17 protein-coding genes and 5 pseudogenes are annotated in these 23652 nt (G+C 61.7%); 18 read left to right on the forward strand and 4 right to left on the reverse strand.

Going from position 1 to position 23652, the window contains the following annotated elements:
• The first annotated feature begins 168 nt into the window (after nucleotides 1–168).
• The 16 genes and pseudogenes from MNOD_RS12260 to MNOD_RS12315 all read left to right on the forward strand — a co-directional run.
• On the forward strand, nucleotides 169–1608 hold the full coding sequence (locus tag MNOD_RS12260) for a type II and III secretion system protein family protein (protein ID WP_015929210.1): 1440 nt from the start codon (nucleotides 169–171) through the stop codon (nucleotides 1606–1608).
• 27 nt (nucleotides 1609–1635) lie between these two features.
• Nucleotides 1636–2901, forward strand: coding sequence for a CpaE/TadZ family protein (locus MNOD_RS12265; RefSeq protein ID WP_015929211.1), 1266 nt, complete (start codon nucleotides 1636–1638; stop codon nucleotides 2899–2901).
• A complete protein-coding gene (locus tag MNOD_RS12270) occupies nucleotides 2898–4289 on the forward strand; it encodes a TadA family conjugal transfer-associated ATPase (RefSeq protein ID WP_015929212.1) in 1392 nt (463 codons plus the stop codon). Before MNOD_RS12265 ends, MNOD_RS12270 begins: the two co-directional genes overlap by 4 nt.
• A gap of 7 nt (nucleotides 4290–4296) precedes the next feature.
• Nucleotides 4297–5241 (forward strand): type II secretion system F family protein, encoded by a 945-nt coding sequence (locus MNOD_RS43075; protein ID WP_015929213.1) that lies wholly within the window; start codon nucleotides 4297–4299, stop codon nucleotides 5239–5241.
• Nucleotides 5242–5244: 3 nt separating this feature from the next.
• The gene (locus MNOD_RS41415; RefSeq protein ID WP_015929214.1) at nucleotides 5245–6156 is read left to right on the forward strand and encodes a type II secretion system F family protein; all 912 of its coding nucleotides are present in this window, start codon (nucleotides 5245–5247) and stop codon (nucleotides 6154–6156) included.
• A 9-nt stretch (nucleotides 6157–6165) separates the two neighbouring features.
• Nucleotides 6166–6651 carry a tetratricopeptide repeat protein gene (locus MNOD_RS12285; protein WP_015929215.1) on the forward strand — a complete coding sequence of 162 codons (486 nt, stop codon included), beginning with the start codon at nucleotides 6166–6168 and terminating at the stop codon, nucleotides 6649–6651.
• A 435-nt stretch (nucleotides 6652–7086) separates the two neighbouring features.
• Nucleotides 7087–7668 (forward strand): TadE/TadG family type IV pilus assembly protein, encoded by a 582-nt coding sequence (locus tag MNOD_RS12290; protein ID WP_015929216.1) that lies wholly within the window; start codon nucleotides 7087–7089, stop codon nucleotides 7666–7668.
• A 50-nt stretch (nucleotides 7669–7718) separates the two neighbouring features.
• Nucleotides 7719–8351, forward strand: coding sequence for a TadE/TadG family type IV pilus assembly protein (locus MNOD_RS12295; protein ID WP_198157599.1), 633 nt, complete (start codon nucleotides 7719–7721; stop codon nucleotides 8349–8351).
• 139 nt (nucleotides 8352–8490) lie between these two features.
• Nucleotides 8491–9879, forward strand: a complete 1389-nt coding sequence (locus tag MNOD_RS43080; RefSeq protein WP_280113477.1) for a pilus assembly protein TadG-related protein — start codon at nucleotides 8491–8493, stop codon at nucleotides 9877–9879.
• A gap of 398 nt (nucleotides 9880–10277) precedes the next feature.
• Complete coding sequence (locus MNOD_RS41420; RefSeq protein WP_015929219.1) at nucleotides 10278–11348, forward strand: glycosyltransferase family 2 protein; 1071 nt, start codon at nucleotides 10278–10280, stop codon at nucleotides 11346–11348.
• Entirely contained in the window at nucleotides 11345–12028 is a 684-nt protein-coding gene (locus MNOD_RS41425; RefSeq protein WP_015929220.1) for a class I SAM-dependent methyltransferase, read from the forward strand. The genes MNOD_RS41420 and MNOD_RS41425 overlap by 4 nt, the downstream gene beginning before the upstream one ends.
• Nucleotides 12029–12402: 374 nt before the next feature.
• Nucleotides 12403–13884, forward strand: coding sequence for a hypothetical protein (locus tag MNOD_RS46425; RefSeq protein ID WP_015929221.1), 1482 nt, complete (start codon nucleotides 12403–12405; stop codon nucleotides 13882–13884).
• Nucleotides 13885–14266: 382 nt separating this feature from the next.
• Nucleotides 14267–15635, forward strand: a pseudogene (locus MNOD_RS48965) (transposase); the annotation flags it as partial.
• Nucleotides 15636–15866: 231 nt separating this feature from the next.
• Complete coding sequence (locus MNOD_RS43085) at nucleotides 15867–16460, forward strand: pilus assembly protein N-terminal domain-containing protein (RefSeq protein WP_198157601.1); 594 nt, start codon at nucleotides 15867–15869, stop codon at nucleotides 16458–16460.
• 220 nt (nucleotides 16461–16680) lie between these two features.
• Nucleotides 16681–16779, forward strand: a pseudogene (locus MNOD_RS46430) (IS6 family transposase); the annotation flags it as partial.
• A gap of 91 nt (nucleotides 16780–16870) precedes the next feature.
• Nucleotides 16871–17215, forward strand: a pseudogene (locus MNOD_RS12315) (IS630 transposase-related protein); the annotation flags it as partial.
• A 1-nt stretch (nucleotide 17216) separates the two neighbouring features.
• Here MNOD_RS12315 and MNOD_RS43090 read toward each other — a convergent pair.
• Both MNOD_RS43090 and MNOD_RS12330 read right to left on the reverse strand, forming a co-directional pair.
• Nucleotides 17217–18721, reverse strand: a protein-coding gene (locus MNOD_RS43090; protein ID WP_085984975.1) for an ISNCY family transposase whose coding sequence is annotated in 2 segments (ribosomal slippage) — nucleotides 17217–17830 and nucleotides 17830–18721 — 1506 coding nt in all. Because the reading frame shifts where the segments join, the coding sequence is not laid out codon by codon here.
• A 142-nt stretch (nucleotides 18722–18863) separates the two neighbouring features.
• Nucleotides 18864–19208: pseudogene (locus MNOD_RS12330) on the reverse strand (IS630 transposase-related protein); the annotation flags it as partial.
• Nucleotides 19209–19346: 138 nt separating this feature from the next.
• On the opposite strand from MNOD_RS12330, the gene MNOD_RS12335 reads away from it, so the two are divergent.
• A complete protein-coding gene (locus MNOD_RS12335) occupies nucleotides 19347–19709 on the forward strand; it encodes a nucleotidyltransferase domain-containing protein (RefSeq protein WP_015929228.1) in 363 nt (120 codons plus the stop codon).
• Between the two features lie 330 nt (nucleotides 19710–20039).
• Here MNOD_RS12335 and MNOD_RS12340 read toward each other — a convergent pair whose 3' ends face one another.
• Both MNOD_RS12340 and MNOD_RS12345 read right to left on the reverse strand, forming a co-directional pair.
• Complete coding sequence (locus MNOD_RS12340) at nucleotides 20040–20267, reverse strand: hypothetical protein (RefSeq protein ID WP_015929229.1); 228 nt, start codon at nucleotides 20265–20267, stop codon at nucleotides 20040–20042.
• A 467-nt stretch (nucleotides 20268–20734) separates the two neighbouring features.
• Complete coding sequence (locus tag MNOD_RS12345) at nucleotides 20735–23035, reverse strand: MHYT domain-containing protein (RefSeq protein WP_015929230.1); 2301 nt, start codon at nucleotides 23033–23035, stop codon at nucleotides 20735–20737.
• Nucleotides 23036–23272: 237 nt separating this feature from the next.
• Between MNOD_RS12345 and MNOD_RS45680 the strand changes: the two are divergent.
• Nucleotides 23273–23468 (forward strand): annotated as a pseudogene (locus MNOD_RS45680) (hypothetical protein); the annotation flags it as partial.
• Nucleotides 23469–23652 lie beyond the last annotated feature (184 nt).

A 23652-nucleotide genomic window follows, 5' to 3' on the forward strand; every position in this document is an offset into this window, starting at 1 on the left:
AAGAGGCGTTCACCACGGTCGCTAGCCTTGTAGCAATCGATTGCCCCAATTATGGGTTTCGTGAATGGGGTTAGATTGATGCGACCGTGGCGCAGCAGGTATGCCGGATTGGCGGCGCTATTTCTGATCGGATGGAACGGTGAGCCTGCACAAGCGCAAGACGGGAGCATGCGGCGATCAGCACCCGCTGCAGGCGAGACGATTACCGTTACGCGCGTGCGCGTCCCGGTGAACAAGTCTCAGACCATGCGCGTTGTCGCACCATTCTCGGATATTCTGATCGGCGCGTCGAAAATTGCCGAGGTGATCCCACTCAGCGATCAGACACTTTACATCCTCGGCAAGGAAGTCGGGACGACGAACGTCTCCTTGGTCGACGCGAACAAGAAGGTGATCGGGGTCGTCGATGTCGAAGTGGGGCTGGATGCCGGCAACATCGGCGCGAAGGTCTTGGGCGGCTCAGGAGCCAGGGGCGTCAGATTTACCACAGAGGGCGATAAGGCGGTTCTGACCGGGACCGCCGAGGACGCGGTCGCGGCCGATCGCGCCGTGGCGCTCGCCAGCAATCTCGCGCCGGGCGGCGTCATGAACATGACGACGGTTCGCTCCACTCAGCAAGTGATGCTCAAGGTGCGGTTCATCGAGATCGACCGCACGGCGGGCCGTGACTTGGGCGTGCGCTGGGAAGGAACGAATCGGTCTGTCGCGGGTCGGTCCGGGACCGTGGCCGCAACGCCCGAAGCCCTGACGACGGCCCCTGGAGGGAATGGCATCGGCCTTCTGAGCAACGCCATTCCGGCCGTCGCGGGCGCCGCGCTCAGCACGGTCGCCGCACCGCAGTTCGGCCAGTTCGCCGCGCGCTTGATCAACAGCAACAGTGCCAAGGTTGATCTGTTCATCAGCGCTCTCGAGACGCAGGGTTTGGCCAGGCGCCTGGCTGAGCCGAACCTTGTGGCGTCGTCCGGGCAGCCAGCGGAATTCCTCGCCGGCGGTGAATACCCGATCCCGACGGCGTCGAGCAGTGGCGCGCTCGGCGTTCCGACCATCACGGTCACCTTCAAGGAGTTTGGTGTCCGCCTCACATTTACTCCAACCGTCTTGAGCAACGGTCTCATCAATCTTCAGCTCGAACCGGAGGTGAGCGAGATCGACCCGGCGATCTCGGTCAACACCGGTCTCGTGACGGTTCCAGGGCTCTCCAAGCGCCGCGCCCGCACCAATATCGAGATGCGCGACGGACAGAGCTTCGCGATCGCCGGCCTCCTGCAGGCCGTGAACGAGAAGAACCTCGAGCAATTGCCCTGGCTCGGCTCCATCCCCGTGCTCGGCGCGCTGTTCAGCAGCAAGGAGTTTCGCCAGCGCGACACGGAGTTGGTGGTCATCGTCACGCCTCATCTGGTGAAGCCGAGCAAGCCAGGGCAGCCCCTCGCCACACCGCTGGACACTCGCATGCCCACGAATGACGCGGATTATTTCCTGGGTGGCCAGACCGAGCTTCCGAAGAGCAAAAATCCCGGCAAGCCCTCGCGCCTGCAGGAGTTGATCTCGGCCGAGGGTGCCGCAATTGGCTCGTACGGGCACGTAGTGAAGCGGGGCGCTGCTAATTGAAGGCAACCAACGAGTGGGCAAGCAGACATGGCGGGCCTGTCACGATTGCTGCGGGGCGGCGCGAAGGAAGGGACAAGCTCTGCTGAAGCGCGGCGCAACGCGGGCTTCGCCGCGTTCCTGATCGGACGGTCCGGCACCGAGCGCACCGCGCGCCTCCAGGATCTCCTGCGGCAGCGCGGCTTCGACATCACCGCGGTCGCACCGGAGAGCCTCGCCACCTCGACGGCGCCCCTCCCCAAACACGTCACGCATATTTTCCTGAACGACGAGGGCATCGACCAGAGCCACTTGCGCGGGATGATCGAGGCCATCAGCCGAAAGCCGGACGGGCCTTTCCTGATCGTCGCGAGCGATCTTCTGCCCGCCGAGATCTACCGCGACCTCGTGCGATCCGCGACCGGCGAATGGGTCAGGTGGCAGTCACTCGCGCCCGACATCGACGAAGCTCTCCGCCGGCTCACGCGAGGCCGAGCACCGGCGGAAGCGCATGCCGCTGCAATCGTGAGTTTCCTCCCCGCCGGAGGCGGCGTCGGCAATACGACGCACGCGGCCGAGACGGCCATCGCGCTCGCCTCCCGGAAAGGCCATCAACGCCGGCGCGTGGCCGTTCTGGACCTCAATCTGGACCACAGTTCCATCCCGGACTTCCTCGACATCGAGCCGCGCTTCGACCTGGCCGAGATCACCGCAGATCCAAACCGGCTGGACAGTCATCTGATCGAGCTGCTGAAGACAACTCATTCGTCCGGTGTAGATTTCTTCTGCAGCGCTCCGAGCGAAATCGATCTCGCCGGCCAGGGCGAGGTTGCTGTCTTCACGCTCCTCGATGCACTGTCTCTGCGATACGATCTCATTCATATTGATCTGCCATGGATATGGTTTTCCTGGCTGGGAAACCTGCTCGGCGGGTCTGACGCCGTGGTCGTGTCCGCCAGGCAGACGGTGCCCTCCATCAAGCGCGCCGCCGAGCGCGTGCGCCGCCTCACCGCGCTCTCCGTGCCGCCCAGTCGGATTGCCACTGTGATCAGCCGCTTTGAGCAACGCTGGTTCGGCGGCGCCGTCCAGAGTCGCGATATCACCTCCGTGCTGAACCAGCAGACCGTCTTGTTCGTGCGCCAGGATGCCGGACAGGCCGAGGAAGCCGTCAACCTGGGGCGGTCGCTCAGCGCATCCGCTCCCCGAAGTCGCTCGGCACGGGACATCGCCAAGGTCGCGGAGTGGATCGACCAGCGCGCCCGCGACGCCCGGCCGCACCTCACGACCGTCTCAAGCAACGCGGGAGGCTCCCAGTGAAGCCGATCATCTCGGGGCGCTGGCGGCGTGCTGTCGAACCGGATGCGACCCCTGCCAGCGAGCCTGTCCCCTCCCGGTCGGAGGAGATCGCCTCCGTTGCAGTACCCAAGGTCAGCCGGCCCGCCCTCATCGACGAGAAGGTGAAGCTTCACGCAAAAATCATCGACGAATTCAATCTCGCGCTTCTCGACAAAATTCCCGCCGACGAACTGAACCGCCACGTCCGCAACTTCGTCTCGGAATACGTGAAAACCGAGAGGATTCCACTCAACCAGACCGAATTCGAGACGTTTGCCGACGAGGTATTTGATGAGATGGTCGGACTCGGCCCGATCGAGCCGTTGCTCAAGGATCCTACGATCAGTGACATCCTGATCAACTCTCACGAGTCCGTCTATGTTGAGCGAGGGGGCCAACTTGAGCCGACCACCGTTCGGTTCAAGGACGAAGCGCACCTTCTGCGTATCGTCACAAAGATCGTCGCGAAGGTCGGCCGTCGCGTCGACGAGTCCTCGCCGATGGTAGACGCCCGCCTGCCGGACGGCTCCCGCGTCAACGCGGCGATCCGGCCCGTCGCCGTCGATGGCCCGCAGGTCTCCATCCGGAAATTCTCGAAACGCCCGTTCTCGATGGATCGCCTGATCGAGGTCGGCGCGCTGCGACCCTCGATCGCGGAGGTGCTGAAGGCCGCCGTCCACGGTCGCGTCTCGATGATCGTCTCAGGAGGGACTGGCAGCGGCAAGACGACGATGCTCAACGTCCTATCCACGTTCATCTCTCCGAAGGAGCGCCTGATTACCATCGAGGATGCGGCCGAACTTCAGCTCCAGCAACATCATGTGAGCCGCCTCGAAACCCGTCCGCCGAACGCGGAGGGCAAGGGCGAAATCCGCCAGCGGGAACTCGTCAAGAACGCGCTGCGCATGCGCCCCGACCGCATCATCATCGGCGAGGTGCGCGGCGAGGAGGCGTTCGATATGCTTCAGGCCATGAACACGGGCCATGAAGGATCGATGACGACGATTCACGCGAACACTCCGCGCGACGCCATTCGCCGGCTCGAACAGATGGTCGGCATGTCGGGCCTTCCAATGTCGTTGAACTCGATCAGAACGCAGATCGCCTCGGCGATCCAGGTCGTCATTCAACTTCAGCGGCTCAGCGATGGAACGCGCAGGATGGTGAGCCTCAGCGAGGTGACCGGCATGGAGGGTGACGTCGTCCAGATGCAAGAGATCTTCCGCTTCGCTCGCGAGGGTGTCGATAGCAATGGAACCGTACTCGGCTCGTTCAGAGCCACAGGCATTCGACCAAAGTTTTGTACCGATCTCAAGCTGAGAGGTGTCGATTTTTCCGCGTCTTACTTCGACCCGACCGTAGCTTTGTAGCACCGCCATGACCGAACCCTGGCTGATTTATTTTCTAATATTTTCGGCAGTATTTTTGACTGTCCAGTTCGGTTTTCTGTTCTTTGGACGTGGTGTCTTTACGAGAAGACGGCTCAACAGGCGCCTGTCGGCCATTGAGGATGGGACCTATAAGCCCTATTTGGAGCCCTTGCGTCGCAAGGCCTCGCCAAGCGACGCCTCTGGTCTCCTCAGCAGTCTCACGACGATTTTCGCGCAAGCAGGCGGCGCGAGTGCCGCTCCGGCAATCACGCTCACCTCCGCGTCGGCTTTCGCTCTCTGTTGGGCCGGATCTTACGCTCTGGTGCGGTCCGTTCCTGTCGGAATGCTGCTGGCCCTGCTCGGCGCCAGTACGGGCGGGATCGGGACCATGTATTATCTTCGCCGTCGGCGGGTTGCTGCGTTCGGAGAGCAACTCCCGGAACTCCTCGAGATCATGGTCAGAAGCTTGCGCGCAGGTCATCCGCTGGTCGTCGCCTTTACATTGGCCGCCAAGCAAATGCCGGACCCTGCAGGTTCTGAAATTGGCATAACGGCGGATGAGATCGGCTACGGGCGCGACGTCGGGGCGGCGCTCTATAATTTATATCGTCGGGTGGGATTCGAAGACCTGCGCTTCTTCGCGACGGCTGTGACCATTCAGGCGCAAACGGGCGGCAACTTAGCGGAAATCCTGGCCCGCCTTGCGACGCTGCTGCGCGAGCGCGCTCGGCTCAGACAGCGAGTGCGCGCGTTGTCGGCGGAGGGCCGCCTGTCCGCCCTAGCCTTGAGCCTCTTTCCGTTTCTGCTAGCAGGTCTCATCACGCTCCTTAATCCAGATTACTATGGTTCTGTTTGGGGGAATCCACTGTTCGATCTAGCTCTCACCGTTGCCGGAGGCATGCTGATAATCGGCAATATTGTCCTGTACCGCATAGTGAACTTCAGGATTTGACCCTTGGGCCAACGCGAACTCTTCTGGATGGTTTCGGCCGCTGTGTTCCTGTCAGTCGCGGCGCTCACGTACCTATCGACCACCTATGTGGGGCAGCGCGGCACCGTGCGCCAGCGCATGCGCGCCGCCCGGCGCACGTCCGAACGCGAGCACACCCCCTACCTTCCCGCCGAACGGAAAGGCCGTCTGGAAGCCATTTTCGGCGTTAACGAGAGCACGATCCAGCGCCAACGCCTTGATCTGCTTCGCGGCGGGTTCTTTAATCCAAACGCTGTTGAATACTTTAATTTTACCAAGTTGACCTTGGTATTCGCCCTGCCTATCTGCGCCTGTGCGATGTTTGCATTCCGCAGCGATCTAAGTTCTTTGACAAAATTCGCCCTTGTTTCAGGATCGCTGTTGCTCGCCTATTATATTCCGGACGCCTTCGTAAGCCGGCGGCAACGTCTGCAGAAAGAAGCCTACAGGTCAGCTTTCCCCGACATGCTTGATCTTCTCGTCGTTTGTGTCGACGCCGGATTGAGCTTGGAAGCGGCCTTCGACCGTGTCGGTTCCGAGATGGATGAGAGCGGAGCGCTGAGAGTCAATCTTGCCATTATGGCGAGCGAGTTGCGCAACGGTCGTGGCTTCGTGGATGGCCTACAAGGCCTGGCAGAGAGACTGGATATCGACGAAGCTCGGTCCTTCGCCATCCTGCTTCAACAGTCGCTCGAACTTGGAACCGATATTTCCCAGTCTTTGCGGGTTTACAGCGATGAAATGAGAAACAAACGTATGATGCGAGCTGAGGAGAAGGCCAATGCACTTCCGGTCAAGATCGTTTTGCCGCTCGGAGCGTTTATATTTCCTGTGATCTTGATCGTCGTGATGGTGCCGATTGTTATCCGAATAATTGCAGTCCTCGGTCGGAGTTAGGACCTCGGTATGCGTAATCTTAGGCAAGCCGCCATCTTGATCGGGCTCTTGATTGGCCTCACAGGATGCCACTATGCGGATTTGAGCGGAGCGGGGGCCGCGGCGCCGGTCGACGATGTGTACGTCACCTCAACGGAGCCTGATCGTCTCGGCATCGTACAGTTTGACCGGGGCAACTACGCACTGGCGGAGCGGTACTTCCGAGACGCTGTCGAGCGTAAGCAGGGCGACATCGACTCTTGGATCGGCCTCGCAGCCTCGTACGACAGGTTGAAACGCTTCGATCTCGCGGACCGAGCCTACGCCCAGGCGTTGGCGCTCGGTGGGCCAAACGCGTCCGTGCTCAACAATCAAGGATACTCTCTCATGCTGCGCGGGCGCTTCAACGAGGCGGCCGCGCGCTTTCACCGCGCGGCGGAGCTTGACCCGACAAATCAACTCATCGTCAACAACCTGGCACTGCTAGACGCTGTGCGGCAGAAGTATCGGCGGTAGACAAAGCGAGTGCCCTCGGCGGTTCGGTGGTGATCAACCCACATAGAGCGGCATGGCGCTGGCAGTACCGAACTCAGGGAGCAGGCTTCACCTCACAGAGACTGTCATGCTGTTTCTCCGAGGCATCGGTCTCGTGTCTCTCGCGTTCGATCGGCGCGAGCAAGGTCGCCTGCGCGGCGAGTTCGTAAACAAGTGGACGTTCAGGCCCGCCGCCTGCAGACGACACAACAGTGGGCTTCCGCGGCGCGCCTCGGCCGGGTGTCGGCCTGCTGCCCGGGGACCGCGGCGGTAGTGACAACGATGTGCCAAAGTGCCGACTGGCTGCCGGGCGTTGACGCGACCTGCACGTCCTCCAGCACCCATGCAATCCCTTCGGCTGCTCTTGAACAACGTGAGAGGTCGGTCTGACCCCCTGGGGGCAATCGGACGACCACGATGCTTCATAAAGGCTACCTACAAGTCATCGGACGGCACAAGCAACTCTTCCCAAAACTCGATCAACGTGGTAACTTGGCACTCATGTGGTCGCGCTTCGTCAGCTTTCGACTGTGGAACGCCTGCGAAGGCTCCGCTCTGGTGGAGGCTTCTCTCGTCGTCCCTGTGTTGTTAGTGCTGTTTCTCGGCCTGTTTGAGTTCTCCAGGTATTTTCAGCAGCAGCAGTTGGTTGCGGTCGGAGTGCGCGATGCGGCCCGGTATCTCGCGGCGGCTTCGGTGACGCCCTGCAACAACTCCACGATCGTGTCTAATGCCAAGAACCTGGCAACGACGGGCAGCATCTCGGGTGGATCTGCGCGCGTCACGAGCTGGTCTTCAAGTGCTGTGACGGTTTCCTGTAGCCAAATCTCCAACAGCTCCGGGAGCTACTATTGCCCACTGACTCCCGGGTATTGCTACGTCGTGACGGTGAGCACGAGTTTCACCGAAGCGTCGCTGGGTCTGTTCCAGGCCCTCGGCATGACGGCTCCGACGATCAGCGTCTCGCATTCGGAGCGAACCACCGGCGGGTCGGCTCTGTGATGTGGCGGCTACTGCACCGGTGGGCGCGCGATTGCGGCGGCGGGGTTCTCGTGGAAACGACGCTCCTGATCCCCCTGCTGACGACCTTCCTGCTCGGTGCGGTCGACTACGGGCTTCTGTCTTACCAGTGGGGTGCAGCGACGAAGGCCGTGGCGGCCGGCGCCCGCCTTGCGGCCGTGTCGAACCCGGTGGCGAGCGGGCTGAACGCCCTGAGCACGAGCGTTATCAACGTGGGCACCGTGAATCCCGGCGATCCAATGCCGGCCTTCACGATCACCTGCAGCGGCTCCACCGCGTCGTGCACCTGCGCGGGTGCCGCCTGTGCCGGCGCCACCATCTCCTACAACGCCACGGCGATGAACACTCTCGTCTACGGTCGCACGGCGGGCGCCACCAGCTGTCAGGCGTCGGCTACACGGTACTACGCCGGCATGTGCAACTTCTTGTCGGGACTCACGCCGAGCAACGTCCAGGTCGTGTACACGCAGACCGGGCTCGGCTACGTGGATCGGCCGGACGGGCCTCAGCCGACCGTGTCGGTTTCGCTCTTGCAGGCGCCCGACGCCGCCGCTTTCAAGTTCCAGTTTTTCTTTCTCGGGAGCCTGCTGGGCCTCACGAACAAGACGCTGGGCCCGTTCACGACCACGGTGACCGGCGAAGCCCTATCCTCCAGTGCCCAGTAGGCCGAGCATGAGCGCAAGCAAGGAGACGCCCTTCCCCTTGGTGGTCCGCCCATCACGGTCCTTTATGCACAGCCTTCTGTCGCAGTGCCGGAGCCTGTGGGCAGATTCGCGCGGGATCATGCTTCCCTATGTCAGCATTATGCTCGTTGTTATTGCCGGCTTGTCCCTGCTTGGACTGGACGGGATCCGATACATGAGCCTGCAGACACAAATGCAGGCTGCCGCCGACGCTTTGGCCCTGGCCGGCGCAGCCGAACTCAATGGCAAGGCAGGGGCCAGAGCGCGAGCGCAAGCGGCAATCGATAATCTCCTCTCGAACGGACTCTCCGGGATGGGCGTTACTGCACCGGTTCAGGTCACGGTTCAGTTCAAGCGGACGCTGCCGGTCGCCAGTCAACTCCCGACTGGTGGGACCGCTGCCACGGCGGATTCGGACGCGCATTTCGTGATCGTTGATGCGTCTCCGATCACGCTCAATACGATCTTTCCAGCATCGTTCGTCAACTCTGCTCTAGCCAACACCTTCACATCGGGTGCGCAGAGCGTAGCGGGCATGAACCAGAGCATCTGCAGTATTCCACCCGTGTATCTGTGTAACCCATGGGAGGGCACGGGCATCGACCTCACAACCGCTCTGGCTACACCGGGCCAAGCGCGGCGCCAGCTCAAGCTGTTGAACGATGGAACGTCCAGCCCTGGACATTTCGGCTGGCTGGTCCCCCCTGACAACAATGTGAGCGCGAGCAATCTCCAGGACTGGATATCGCGCACTACGCCCAAGACCTGCTACCGCGACGGCTATGTCAGCTTGAACACGGGCGCCAAGCAGAGCGCACTGGCCGGGTTCAACACGCGTTTCGACATCGGCGCAGACGCGACACATGTCCCGGACGTTAATGTCCGAAAAGGACGGGTCTCCAATAGCGCCAATTGGTGCAACGCTCAGCCGGACACCGATAGGGCCTTGGCGCTTCCGCAAGATAGCACGTTCACCAATTTCGCAAGCGGTGGCGCAATGGGTGACGGCAAATGGGACTGTCAAGGCTATTGGGATTTCAACCACCATACAACACCACGACCTACAGCTAACGAGTTCGGTCAGGCCAGAGTCTGTGGAGATCCCAATTCAACAACTTTTAGCCGATATGAAATATATAGATATGAGATTATAAACAGCAAAGTTACGGACTGGTCGCGCGGGACAGTGCTCAATAACTGGACTGCTCCTCCGCCATACTCCAGTTCCACCGGAGAAAACGGACAGCCCCTGTGTACGGGAACTACCAATGCGGTTTCGGGTCGACGCGTTCTGCCCATTGCAGTTATTAATTGCACGGAAAACGCGACTCTGATGGGCAATGGTGCCAATGCAGACAATATACCCGTCGCGGGCTTCGCCAAATTCTTCATCACGGAACCCGTAAATACTACCGGAGCAGCGAGCGATCGACAACTTATCGGTGAGTTTACGGGGGAAGTCACGGCACTTGACGCAAAAATATTTCAGAATGTAAAGCTGTACCGTTAGTACACAGACTCTCCCAGGCGATTTAGGGTACAGGCCGCTAAGTTGCATTCGTGACGCACTGTTTGTCTTCCGCCTGCTCGGTGATCCCGATGGACGCAGCTCGCCACAATGGGGCAGCGACCCGGTCGGCTGACAAAGTTCAATTTCGCCGGCGGGGGATAGGCCGGGACATCCTACCGCTCGCAGGCGAATGAGCAGCTTCTTCCCAAGCGCAGCTTTGTCTTGTGGGTCTACGGCAAGAAGCCAAAGAGGGATCCGTTGCTGATGCTGAGAAAGGTGGCACAGGGCAACGGGAACAAGCCGCACTCCCAAATTTAACTGAGTTTTGCTCCCAGCTTGACCTCCTAAGGCAAGTGGACGAAGATCCTATTCGCAGCCGCTGTCGAGGAGTACAGCACGTGATAGGCAGCTCGACGAAGCCGCATCTCTACAGCTTCGTGATCCCTGTTTATAACGAGGAAGCAGTCTTGCCGCTTCTTTTCAGCCGGCTCGATGCGCTTCTCCCCTGCCTGGATGGTCCTGCGGAAGTAATCTTGGTTGACGACGGAAGTCGTGATGCCACAGGCATCATAGCTGTTGATCGCGCGAAAAATGACCCGCGCTACCGCTACATGGCCCTATCGCGTAATTTCGGCCATCAAGTCGCCATCACAGCAGGAATGGAAGCGGCCGTGGGCGACGCAGTGATCATTATGGATGCCGACCTTCAAGATCCACCAGAGGTCGCTCTTGAGCTGGTAGCGAAGTGGCGCGCGGGCTACGACATCGTCTATGCTCAGCGAATGACCCGTATCGGCGAGAGTCGATTCAAGCTCGCGACCGCGAAGGCTTTCTACAAGCTGCTGACCCGTCTCACTGCTGTTAACATTCCTGAGAACGTCGGAGATTTTCGCCTTATTGACCGAAAAGTGCTCGAGGCGTTTCGCGCAATGCCTGAACGTGACCGATTTGTACGCGGCATGTTCGGTTGGATGGGGTTCCGACAGACGGCCGTCCCCTTTCACCGGCCACCACGTGCCGCGGGCACGACAAAGTACGGCTGGTGGAAAATGCTCCGCCTTGCCTTTGACGCGATTGTCGGCTTTTCAGATATCCCTCTGCGACTTGCTTTATGGATAGGTACGGCAGTATCGTTTGGGGCACTACTTTATGGGATTTATGTGCTCTGGCTGGCGATGCACAATGCTGATCTTGTTGCCGGATGGGCTTCTACGATTGTAATACTTTCATTTCTTTCAGGTATTCATTTGGTTTTGACTGGTGTAGTTGGACTTTATATCGGTCGAATCCACGCAGAAGTTAAAGCCAGACCGCTCTACTTTGTTGCTCGATCCATTGGATTCGACGCTGAGTTGCCTATCTATACCGGCCGACATTATAATATCCTGCATTCCTCAAACTATGCTCTCATACGAAATTCTGATGCTACAAAATCCTGCAGCGATGCAACAGCGAGCGTCGTACAATGAGCGAAGCTTTTGATGCTTACAGCGTCAGCTATGAAGATGTAGTTCAGAATTCCGTCGGCTTTTCAGGTCTTGAGCACAAATTTTTTCTCAAGGCCAAAATTATGGTTCTATCTAAACTCTTTTCCACACATTTTAGCGACAAACTACCGGAACTCCTCGACGTAGGTTGCGGCGTCGGTCTTATGCACCCGTTGATTTTACCATATCTTTCCCGCTTGGCAGGGGCAGATACATCACGCGAGGCTGTCGATCGGGCACGGCATGACAATCCCGGCGTGGATTATAGGCATTGCTCAAAAGGCAACCTTCCCTGGCCAAGCGCATCCTTTGATGCTGTTCTTGCAGTCTGCGTTATACATCATGTGCCACCAAGTGAGCGCGATAACTTGGTCGCCGAAATGCGCCGCGTGACACGTCCTGGTGGACTTGTGATTATGATTGAGCACAACCCTTGGAATCCGCTGACTCGGTTAGCAGTTGCCCGCTGCCCATTCGACCACGATGCAGAGTTGCTGGATGCTTCGCATGCGAAAAATCTTCTCAGGAACGCCTCGCTTCACTCAATCGAAAGCGAACACTTTCTGCTTTTTCCGAGCCTTTCACCTTTGGCCTGCCGCATCCAGAGCATCTTCAAGCAGATACCGGCAGGAGCACAGTACCTAGCCGCGGGCAGGAGGTAATCCATTACTTAACTATATGCATTATTCGTTAACTTTTGGTATTTCGCGAGGCACAAACGCGCAGCGATCACAATCAAGTCCATCTGCCTTGATGGCTTGCGATGAGGCTAATATGATACTACACGCAGAATTCTTTTCGACCTGCTTGTCATACCCTGCTTGGCAATGCCTCAGATAGTAGGCTGGTCGTGACGCGACGATGGCACTCGCCGCATCCAATCGATAGCCCGTGTTTCACTGCCTCGGTCAAACCGCAGCCGAATGGATGTCGTGGATCAATGTTTCTCAAAAGCTGCCGAGTCATCCTTCGTTGCGTCTGCGGCATACCCCCCATTTTCTTCAGCCCCAATACCGGAGTATGCCTGAGGCCAACTATGCATCATGACCTGAGTTTCGCTTCGACGACGCATGAGCATCGGGTTCCAGCTGGCAGAAATTATGTACTGCCTGTCACAATATTCTTCTTCAGCTTGCTCACACTTCTGCTCGCAGCGTCTGAACGGCTGCTCCAGGACCCAGATACCTTCTGGCACATAGCTGTTGGTGAACGCCTTTGGCGCACGGGCATTTTTCCGCGGACCGATGAATTGTCCCATACGTTTGCGGGATCGCCTTGGATTGCCAAGGAATGGTTGTCACAGCTCATTCTTTATGGATCTTACGCGATCGCTGGATGGTCCGGAGTTGCTTTCGTAACCGCCGCAACTATAGCTTCATCATTATCTCTTTTACTTGTTTGGTTCTTACGTCGTGTTAAAATGACGGTTTCGCTTGATCTTATATTCGCAGTAATAATTTTATCATGCTATGGATTTACAGCAAGGCCGCTGATTTTCTTCCATCCGCTTCTTATACTCTGGGTCGGCGGACTCATCAGTGCGCGGGAAAAAAACACATCTCCTTCATTTTGGCTTATCCCTGTTCTCGCACTTTGGGCAAATCTTCACGCGAGCTTCACCATAGCCTTCGTAGTTGCCTCGTTGTTCGGATTGGAGGCGATTGCTACGGCTGAAAGATCGGCGCGCCAAGGCGTCGCCACACGGTGGGGCGCCTTCGGCCTTGCAGCCCTTGCGAGCACTGGGATTACTCCGTACGGCTACGAGCCGCTTTTCATCACATTCAAGCTCTTCGGAGACAACGAGGCCGTCCATTACATCAGCGAATGGCAGCCGCTGGAATTCGATCTTATCGGGATCTGTGCGGCGGCTGCACTTATTGGGAGTCTTGGCATCCTGTTAATTTCGCCGCGGCGGAATTTTTGGAGAATTTTGCTCATCTCGGCAATCGGCTCTCTGATGATCCGTCATATGCGCTTTACTGGCCTTTTTGCGATTGTGGATGCAATGTCGTTAGTTGGTCCGCTCGTGCATCATTTTCCGGCTCTGAGAGCCCGGAAGTTCCAAGGCAGATTGAATAGTAGGATTAAACCTGCCCTCGGACTTGCCGCTCTGATTAGCACGACGGCGGTGGTCACTTTTTATATCTCACCAAAACCTAAAGCAGAGAATACGCCTTTTGCCGCGCTTGCCGCGGCCATGGCCGCTGGAGTTTCCGGTCCAGTATTTAACGATTATGATTTTGGTGGATATCTTATATCTCAAGGTTATAAAACTTTTATCGACGGTCGAAGCGATCAGCTATTCGGTGGCGGATTTTTTAAATCTCTGGCTGCAGCCGAGGAAAGCAAAACGGCAGATGAATTTTATGGTATTTTGGACAGATACGGATGCACTTGGGCGTTAGTTAAATCCAAATCGAAGGCGCAGGCCAAGATCGGTGCTTCTGCTCGATGGGTACTCATTTACCAGGACGAATTCGCCGCCGTTTACACCCGGAAAGTCGGCCAAGCTCTTTAGCGCTACACTGGCAGGCTTTGCAAGCTCATATGCAGGATCGATAGCATATCAAAGCCGCGCGAAAGCGTCCAATCTTTAGCTTAGAATCCTTTTTCAAACGAAGGCGCCAAAATAGCGTTGGTGACTGCATTAACGCTTTTTTTCACATGATCGTCAGCTTCGCTTTGTGGGCGGAATCTGAGCTGAATGTAGCGAAGTTTCGCCGCGGTGGGTCCTCGCTAGGCGGTGCTCGCCGCGGAACGGACCTGTCGCAAACGCTGTGACGTTCACCAGCCATTAGCCGCTTCTCGCGCCGGACGCATTGCCTCGCCTGAAATGCTCCCCGACGCTGGGTCGTTGCGTCATCTGATTTGCTCCCCACCGCAGGGCGGCGGTGGAGACGATGGTGAGGCGGGTGAGCATGGCAACGCGCAATGAACTGCTGGCCGCCGTGGCGGCCAGCAACCGGAGGAGCTCGCGTGCGGACAAGACGCGCATCCTCGATGAGTTCGCCGCCGTGACCGGCCTCCGTCGCAAGCACGCGATTCAGTTGCTTCGGACGGAGCTGGCCGGGCCTAAGCCGGCGGTCCGCCAGCGCCGGAGGCTTTACGATGAGGCGGTCCGGGAGGCACTGATCGTGCTCTGGGAGGCCGCCGACTGGATCTGCGGCAAGCGGCTCAAGGCGCTCCTTCCCACCCTCCTGCCCGCGATGGAGCGCCACGGCCGTCTCGCGCTGGCCCCTGAGATCAAGGCCGCCCTCCTGGCGATCAGCGCGGCGAGCATCGATCGGGCCCTGCGGCCGCAGCGGGAGCGGGCTGCTGGCGGATTGCCTCGGCGCGGGACTACCTCGGCGCTGCGCCGCTTGATCCCGGTCCGGACCTTCTCCGACTGGGGCGACCCGCCGCCCGGCTTCGTCGAGGCCGACCTCGTCGCCCATTCCGGCCCGAGCGTCAGCGGCGCCTTCGTGCAGACGCTGGTGCTGACCGACATCGCCAGCGGCTGGACGGAGTGTGCGCCGCTGCTCATGCGCGAGCAGACGCTGCTGGTGGGGGTTCTCGGAGAGCTGCGTCGGCTGATGCCCTTTCCGCTGCTGGGCCTCGATGTCGATCACGACTCAGTGTTCATGAACGAGACGGTGCGAGACTCCTGCCGGAGAAGGCATCGTGCTCACCCGCTGCCGGCCCTATCGCAAGGACGACCAAGCTCACATCGAGCAGAAGAACGGCGCGGTCGTACGTCGGATCGTGGGCTATCGGCGCTTTGAGGGCCTGGCGGCGGCAAGAGAACTGGCGCGCCTTTACGCGACGGTGCGGCTGTTCGTGAACGCGTTCCAGCCCTCCTTCAAGCTGGCGGACAAGGAGCGCGAGGGCGTGCGGGTGCGCAAGCGGTACCATGCGCCGCTGACGCCCTGCGATCGACTTCTCGCTGATCCGCGCCTCTCGGCTGAGGTGCGCGAGCAGGTCGAGGTCTTGCGGGCTCCGCTTGATCCGGTGCGCCTGTTGGCGGAGATCCGGGCGGGGCAGCAGGCGCTGGTGGCGATCGCGGATCAGCCGTCTGCGCCCGACACACCCGTGGAGCCCTTGCCGATCGCGGCGTTCCTGGCCGGGCTGCGCACAGCCTGGCAAACCGGGGAGGTGCGTCCGACGGCGCAGGCCCAGCCGAAGCCGAAGCGGGGCCGGCGACGGCCGGACCCGCTGGTGGCGGTCACCGAGGAGCTGCGGGAGTGGTTCGAAGCAGACCCGTTGCGCACCGGCGGCGAGTTGCTGGCGCGGCGAGATCGCCACCTCACTGGTCCTCGGCTCCACGCCGGCCGAGGCGTCAGCAGCCGTGCCTTCGGGAACATTGGCGTGAGGGCAACGAGTGATCGGCTCGGGAGCGTTCTTGGATGAGGCAACACGCGCTCTCATCCAGATCGCCGCGCTATACGTGGGTGAGGGAGAACCATGAGGCGCTGCTGGCGTTTTGGAACGTGCGTCTTAATTCGCCTGGGGAGGCTATCGATCATGGGCAAAGTGGGCCTGATTGCGATATTGGTTACGGCACTTTCGTTCAGCGCAGTATTTGCTCAAGAGCCTGTTAATATTCCCAAGGACATATTGCGCATTAACGCTGGTAGCGTGGAAATATTTGCAGTTCCAGAGCCTATGTCTGACGTTTTGGTTGGGGAAAGCCGTATTGCGGACGTAGCCATCATATCAGATCGGCGAATTGCAGTTACGGCTAAAGCTCCGGGTAGAACGAACATCATTCTAATGGGAGAAAACCGCAAGTTACTTTCAAAGCTCGATGTGCTTGTCTTTAAGGCTGAAGATGAGAATGGGAACCCGATTCGTAAGCAGTCTGGCAAACAGATCAATACATATTACGAAAATGGGCAAGTAATATCATTTGGCTGTCCATATCATGGATGCGAATTCCCGACATTAGCTGGACATGCACTGAGAAGGACAGCCGCCACAGCCGCCCCGACCTTCATTCAAGGACCTGCGCCAGGACTATCCCGCTTCAGCAACTGCCGGAGCCCTGATGATATTGCGGCTGACGGTACCCGTTGTGGCGACCGTGCAGCAAGTCAACAGCCCGGTGGGCAGCGCTAACCCACCCTCAGTATCACTTCGGCATCTTGGCGCCGGCCTACGGCAGGACGCGTTGCAGCTCCTGCGCCTGCGTCCAGCTCAAGGCGAGGCCGGTCGCGGTCCACTGTCGACACTGCGTACCGTCAGGCGTCGACCGGATGGGCCTGTCGCCAACGCGGTGACGTTCACCAGCCATTAGGCATACTCGCCCAGCTTGCCGCCTCCGACCCGGAGCCGGCCCATGATCCTCACTGCCCTCGCCCTTAAGCTGAAGCGCCAAGCCCACGGCGACTTCAAGGACCGGCATTTCGAGGCGACGCTCATCGTCCAGGCCGTCTCCTAGAGCGGTGTCCGAGCAGCTTGAATCAGTTGGGGTTTCGGCGCGGGCCTGGATGTGATTCGATGCGCGGCTTTCCGATGAGGAGAGCCGGATGCCCTCAGCCATGTCCGCCGATCTGCGCGAGCGGGTTGTTGCCGCGATCGAGGCCGGAGCTTCGCGCCGGGAGGCGGCGCGGCGCTTTGAGGTCAGCCCAGCCAGCGCGGTGCGCTGGCACGAAGCCTTCGTGCGGGAGGGGCGCACCCGCGCCAAGCCGATGGGCGGCGACCAGCGCTCACATGCCATCGAGACACAGGCTGATCTGATCCGGAAGCCTGACGAGGCGCAGCCTGGGTTGTTCCTGCGCGAGCTGCGCGCCCAACTGGCTGAGCGCGGCCTGCGCGTCGGGGTGAGCAGCTTGTCCCGCTTCTTCAAGCGTCACGGCATCACGCGCAAAAAAACTAGGACGGCACAATCAGCTGTTTAGCCTTGTGTTCGAGGGCCATGAGGTAAGCCTCGGGATCGTGCCGGAACCGGGTTCGTGCCGTGCGGGCCTGGCGCCCGCGATCGAGCGAGCGGCGCAGGTTCTGCCACCGCTCCGGATCGACTTGGCCGCGGTCAGGTCCGGATAGGAGCTTGAGCCGCGTGCGGATCCCGGCCACGAGCCGCACCGGGCCCCGCAACACCGCGCCGGGCGAGGCGGTCTTGCGCCCGGTGGCGCGCCGCTCGTGGTAGCGCTGCGAGCCGAACACCTGCTCCAGGGCGTTGTTGGTGCGCGGCAGGTCCGCCACGTCGGCCGCGTGAAACAACCCCGGTCGGTAGCTGTGCGCCCCCTTGCGGAAGTGGTCGAGGACCGCGCCGAGCCCGTCGACGCGGTGGCGATGACGCTGCATCGCCGCCAGCAGCCCGTCGAAACGCCGCCGGACCTTGGCGCCCGCCTCCCGCGCGGGATTGGCCAGCAGGCGGGCGGCGGCGTGTGCGCAGACGAAGCCCTGTTCCACCGCCGGCCAGAGCGCGGCCGTGTCGGCGAGGGCTCGATCGATCAGGAGCTTGAGCCGCGAAAGCGGGCGCGACGCCCCCCTTTGGCGGCGACGCGCTCCAGGCTGCCCGCCGTCTTCTCCAGACGCCGCTTCAGACGCAGCCCCGCCGCGTCGCGGGGCGCGCGGCCGTCGTCCGTGATCGCGCTGCGCACCGCGGCCGCGTAGCCGCGCACGACCTGCGCCTCCGGATCGGTGCGGCCCTCCACCGACCGCTCGATTGGCCGCACGCCGCGCACGCGCTGCTTCAACTCCTGCTTGGCGTGGCGATCAGCCTCGAAGATCGGCAGCGCGGCCTCGCGCCGGAAGTGGAAGTGGCAGAGCTGGTGGGGCACACCCGGCAGCACCAGAGCCACCGCCTTGCGGATGGAATGCTGGCCGTCGCTGATCACGCCGGCCACCGGCAGGCCGGCGGCCGCGACGGCGTCCCGCAGCAGGGCCGTCAGGTCGTCCGCGGCACCCGACAGGAGGCTGCGCGCCAGCAGCACCGTGCCCGAGAGACAGTCGCGCAGCACCCCCAGCACCGCGTGCCCGACGTCCGGCTGCAGCCCGTCGAGGGCCAGGATGATCCGATCCTGCCCGGCCAGTTGCCCGCGCAGGTGCCGCGGATCGGCCAGTTGGGTGGCGAGCACCTCGTCGTAGCGGTCGAGCAAGTTGGTGCGCTCGGCAATGGGGACGCCGCGGCGGCGCAGGAGGGCGTGGATCTCCGGGACCGAGCGGTGCTCGCGGGGGCGCAAGGCGCCCACCAGCGCGAGGACATCAAGGCCGAACTCGTGCTGCGGCAGGGCCAGCGCGCCCTCGGCCTCGGGGCGGTAGGGCTTGTGGAGGCGGGCGCAGTCCTGGGTCTCGCAGCGCCGGATCTTCAGGCGCAGCCGCACCGTGCCGGTGAGCGTGACCAGCGTGCGTCGGTTCTCGTAGCGCATCCGCATGGGCCGGCTGCAGGCCGGACAGAGCCGGCGCACCGGGGTCAGGATCCGCTCGGGATCCGGGCCTGGGTGCGAGACAGGGCACGCCTCCCTTCAGGCGTTCCTACACCCGTCGCTTAGCAAACAGCGAACTTTGCCGTCCTAGTTTTTTGCGCGTGATGCCGTGACGCTTGAAGAAGCGGGACAAGCTGCTCACCCCGACGCGCAGGCCGCGCTCAGCCAGTTGGGCGCGCAGCTCGCGCAGGAACAACCCAGGCTGCGCCTCGTCAGGCTTCCGGATCAGATCAGCCTGTGTCTCGATGGCATGTGAGCGCTGGTCGCCGCCCATCGGCTTGGCGCGGGTGCGCCCCTCCCGCACGAAGGCTTCGTGCCAGCGCACCGCGCTGGCTGGGCTGACCTCAAAGCGCCGCGCCGCCTCCCGGCGCGAAGCTCCGGCCTCGATCGCGGCAACAACCCGCTCGCGCAGATCGGCGGACATGGCTGAGGGCATCCGGCTCTCCTCATCGGAAAGCCGCGCATCGAATCACATCCAGGCCCGCGCCGAAACCCCAACTGATTCAAGCTGCTCGGACACCGCTCTAGATCGCCTGGAGGCGGTGAGGACCGCGATCTTGCTGGCGAGGCCGGTGTGACCGAGGACGCGCACGCGATCGTCAGGATCCTGAACCAATGGGCCGACGAAGGTGGCACCTGCCTGCAGCGTATCTACCTGTTCGGGTCGACAGTCCGCGGCGATCCCAATCCTGGGGACATTGACGTTAGGATATTTAAGGACAGGGACGTCCAGCCCGAGGACGCGGCTGGGATAATGTGGTGGCTGAACCAGGAGGCGACGGACTTCCCAGAGCTGCGGCAGCGCCTTCCACGCACGCTGTCGATGATCCTGTGGAACAACGCCGACGCAGATCCCTTCATCATCAGGGGCGCCGCTGATCCTATCTACACGGAGGGCCGCGTGATCTGCGTGCTGACCCCGCGAGTTAAGCCGTGAGGCGCCGCAACCCGCGCCGGGCCTATGACAAGAACGGCCGGGGGATCACCCGATAGCGCCTCGCTGCCGCTTCAAGGCCATCATGGGCGGATGGAAACGGCCGCCTTCGGCAACAATCGATCTGCGTGAACGGCATCCTGTTCTGACTGACGCGGGCGCCCTTGGCGCGGGCGGGCTCAATGAGATCAACCGTCCGTATCGGCTTGCCGTGCTCACGAAGCGAGTCAGTGGCGGGTTCAGCTTGGGCGATCGGCGCTGATGAGGCAATGTGACTTGATCTGTTGTGATGAGGCAAGCGCCCGGAAGGCGAGCCCACCGGGCGTTCTGATCTCAGGCGTTGAGTACTTGAAAGAGGTAATATCCGTTGCGCTCCATCCCCTCTCGGGCCGCCTTCGGTTTGAAGCCGAGCGGCAGCGGGTCCGTGGTGTAGATGGTGCCCACATAGTCCCATGCGTCGCCTCGGACGAAGTCCGGGACGGGCCAATCTTGCAGGACGGCGCAGCGCACCCCTGGCTTGTGTTTCCGGCAAAATACGCTGTACGCGTCGAGCGCCGACATCGCGTGCTCCCTGCCGTGCTATGTTTTGAGCTGCGGTGTAGAGCATAGCAGTCCCTGGCGAACACTCAACTGGCCTGGTGCATCTCCCCGTTTATGAGACAGCACCGCGATCCCCGCGGAGCCTACAACGAGAACGGCCGGAAGATCCCGCCACCTGATGTACCCTGCTCAGACCGACGAGTGCCCGAAGCGCAGGTGTGCTGCCATTAGGAGCGCAGCCGCCGTGCTGTCGCGGTGGCAGGCTGTCGCTCTCTCCGCACGGGAACTCGCCGCAGAGGCGAAACTGGAGGCAGTTCGAACCGAACTGACCTAAGCCTTTAGCACTCGTAGCCGACCTGAGAGACAGTCTTGAGCTGGCGATCATGAAGATCGAGTATCTAAAATCGTGCCTTGCAGAGTACGAGGACGCGATCACGGTCTGGCCCGTTCAACCATCGGACCGCCGCATGGCACCAGATTGACCACGATCAACCAGCCCGCGGACGGAGGCTCACGACCCGCCTGTCGTCGGACGCGTACATGACCGAGTGGATCATGCGCGCGAGCGTCCCCTGGTCGAACGGTTTGCTGAGCCGCACGACGCTCCAGTCGTCCAAGCCACCCTCGGCAAAGCCCGTCGCCACAATGGCTCTGACCTGCGGGCGGACGGCTCGGATCCGCTCAAGCAGTTGCGGTCCCGTTATGTTCGGCATCGCCTGATCCGTGATGACGAGATCAAGCATTCGAGCGCCTTCCAGCAGGTCGAGCGCCTCCTGCCCGGAGCGGGCCTTCATCACGCGGTGGCCCAAGTCCTCCAGCATCACGGCCGTGTTTTCCAGCACCAGGAGGTCGTCGTCGACCACGAGCACGCTCAGCGAGCGAATGGCTTGGGGTGAGAGCGGCACCACGTCGACCGACTTCTCCTCCTCGGCGGCGACCGAGGCGACCGGCAGCCAAATCTCCGCTGTCGTGCCTTCGCCCAGGCGGCTCTTAAGCACGAGCCGCCCGTTCGACTGCTCGGCCAGCCCATGCACCATCGAGAGACCAAGGCCGGTGCCCTTGCCGATCCCCTTGGTGGTGAAGAACGGCTCCTGCGCCCGCGCCAGTGTCGCCTCATCCATGCCATGGCCCGTATCAGCCACAGCAAGGCAAACGTAGCGGCCTCCGCCGAGGTCTGAGGGTTGGTCGCCCTCGCAGGCTGAGATGGTGATCGCACCGCCCTTGGGCATGGCGTCGCGCGCATTCACCGAGAGGTTGAGCAGCGCCAGTTCAAGCTGGTGCGCGTCAGCCATCACCACTGGGAGGCTCAGGGGAAAGCGCGTCTCGATCTGCACGGTCGGGCCGAGCGACCGCTGAAGGAGGTCCGACATCCCGTGCACGAGGCTCGCCAGGTCCACCGCCTGCGGCTTCAGGTGCTGGCGCCGGGCGAAGGCGAGCATGCGCTGCGTCAGGGCCGCTCCCCGTTGAGTGGCCTGCTCGGCATTGTCGAGCAGCCGCCGCAGCTTGGGGTCATCCGGCAGGCGCTTCTTGAGCACGTCGAGGCTGGCGAGAACGACCGATAGCAGGTTGTTGAAGTCGTGCGCGACGCCGCCCGTAAGTTGGCCCACCGCCTCCATTTTCTGGGCCTGGAACAAGGCATCACGCGCCTGCTCCAGGGCGTCCTGGGCCTGTTTGCGCTCGGTGATGTCGCGGGTGACCTTGGCATAGCCGATCAGGCGGCCGTCCTGGTCCCGCACCGGGTCGATGACCACGCTGGCCCAGAACCGGCTGCCGTCCTTGCGGACGCGCCATCCCTCCTGCTCGAACTTGCCGACGCTCGCAGCGGTTCGGAGAGCGTCCGCAGGCAGCCCGCGCGCCTGATCCTCCTGGGTGTAGAAGCGGGAGAAGTGCGTCCCGACGATCTCGCGGTCGCTGTAGCCCTTGATGCGCTCGGCGCCCGCGTTCCAGTTCGCGACCCGGCCCTCGGTGTCGAGCATGAAGATGGCGTAGTCGGTCACGCTCCGGAGCAGCAGGCGGAAGCGTTCCTCGCTCTCGCGCAAGGCCGCCGCTTCGCGCTCGGCGCGGTGCGCGAAGTGGCGGTCGAACACGGCAGCGATCTGCGCCAGGATGAGGATGAGGAGCGTCGTTCCCGTGACCCAGAGGGCGAGGTAGGTCTGGTGGAGGCTGGCAACACCCTGGGCGTGGTCGACCGGCGCGTGCGCCGTGAAGACCGCCCCCTGCATGGCGGCGTAGTGCATGCCCGAGATGGCGAGCCCCATCACCACCGAGGCCGCGAGCCGCTGGCCGAAGCTGACGATCTGAAAGGCGAGCCAGAGGGCGACGGTCGCGGCTCCGATCGCGATCAGCAGGGAGAGCGCGACCCAGAGGTGGTCGTGGCGCAGGTCGGCAGGCATGCGCATGGCCGCCATGCCCGTGTAGTGCATGGCGGCGATGCCGAGCCCCATGACGAGACCGCTGACTGCCAAGGCGAGCGGACTCGTCTCTCTTCGGTTCGCAACGAAGAAGCCGAGCGCCGTCACGGCGATCGGGAGTGCCAGCGAAATCAGTGTGAGGGTGAGATCATAGCCCACCTCCACTCCTGGCAGGCTGAAGGCCAGCATGGCCACGAAATGCATCGACCAGATGCCGCCGCCCATCGCGAGCGCGGCGGTGGCCAGCCACGCATAGGCCGCCCAGCCGGAGGACGCGCGGATGCGCGTGGCGAGATCAAGGGCGGTGTAGGAGGCGATCACCGCGATCAGCACAGAGAGTGCGACCAGCGTCGTATCGTGGGTTCCAGGGTGTGGCATGCGACTCGCGGAAAACAACCGGCTTTGGACTGTCGTTAGTCATACATGGTGGGAGTATCAAGTGTGAGGGGTACGGCCGAGGCAGCGGTGGAGTGCGTCAGCAACGAGTGTCGCTGAAGTGGACATTTTCGTGCACTTCGTTGTGAGGTCCGGCGACATCGTTTCAATTTCACCGCCCCAGTGTCCGGCTGATCTGGCCTTCTGTCGTAGCTGTGGGCAGCGCGGCACGCGCTGTCCATCAGATCCTCAGCCGGGGCGGGAGACGGCTATGGATCTGGCGACGGCACGGGATGGGTCGAGCTCTATGCCCGGACCGGCGATGCCGGCCTCGTCTGCCGGCGCCGCGGCATCTCGCGCCCGATGCAGGCAAGGGGGGCGGAGGTCTCAGGCCGAGGGCGCCGCGGGGCTGGTCGAGCAGAGCCGCCAGCCGAGGTGAAATTATCTGTAAAAGTCTGGATTTGACCCGTCAGACAGTGTCTGCATCGGTCGCGATCAACGGCTTCTACCAGCGTCCCTCGCCCGCGAGCCCCGCCCTCAAGCCCGGCGCCTGCGGTGCCCCGCTGCGCGGCCATGGGGCTTGACCGCGGGGCTCAGCCGAGACGGCACATGCATGCCGG

It is taken from the genome of Methylobacterium nodulans ORS 2060 (assembly GCF_000022085.1).
GTDB lineage: Bacteria > Pseudomonadota > Alphaproteobacteria > Rhizobiales > Beijerinckiaceae > Methylobacterium > Methylobacterium nodulans.

What these genes read in the sequence shown, in the direction of transcription:
- MNOD_RS43080 (WP_280113477.1), top strand. Translation starts at nt 8,491, where the DNA reads ATGCTCGTTGTTATTGCCGGCTTGTCCCTGCTTGGACTGGACGGGATC.
- MNOD_RS12345 (WP_015929230.1), bottom strand. Translation starts at nt 23,035, where the DNA reads ATGCCACACCCTGGAACCCACGATACGACGCTGGTCGCACTCTCTGTG.
- MNOD_RS43075 (WP_015929213.1), top strand. Translation starts at nt 4,297, where the DNA reads ATGACCGAACCCTGGCTGATTTATTTTCTAATATTTTCGGCAGTATTT.
- MNOD_RS46425 (WP_015929221.1), top strand. Translation starts at nt 12,403, where the DNA reads ATGCATCATGACCTGAGTTTCGCTTCGACGACGCATGAGCATCGGGTT.
- MNOD_RS12265 (WP_015929211.1), top strand. Translation starts at nt 1,636, where the DNA reads ATGGCGGGCCTGTCACGATTGCTGCGGGGCGGCGCGAAGGAAGGGACA.
- MNOD_RS12260 (WP_015929210.1), top strand. Translation starts at nt 169, where the DNA reads ATGCGGCGATCAGCACCCGCTGCAGGCGAGACGATTACCGTTACGCGC.
- MNOD_RS43085 (WP_198157601.1), top strand. Translation starts at nt 15,867, where the DNA reads ATGGGCAAAGTGGGCCTGATTGCGATATTGGTTACGGCACTTTCGTTC.
- MNOD_RS12285 (WP_015929215.1), top strand. Translation starts at nt 6,166, where the DNA reads ATGCGTAATCTTAGGCAAGCCGCCATCTTGATCGGGCTCTTGATTGGC.
- MNOD_RS41425 (WP_015929220.1), top strand. Translation starts at nt 11,345, where the DNA reads ATGAGCGAAGCTTTTGATGCTTACAGCGTCAGCTATGAAGATGTAGTT.
- MNOD_RS12340 (WP_015929229.1), bottom strand. Translation starts at nt 20,267, where the DNA reads ATGTCGGCGCTCGACGCGTACAGCGTATTTTGCCGGAAACACAAGCCA.
- MNOD_RS12290 (WP_015929216.1), top strand. Translation starts at nt 7,087, where the DNA reads ATGCTTCATAAAGGCTACCTACAAGTCATCGGACGGCACAAGCAACTC.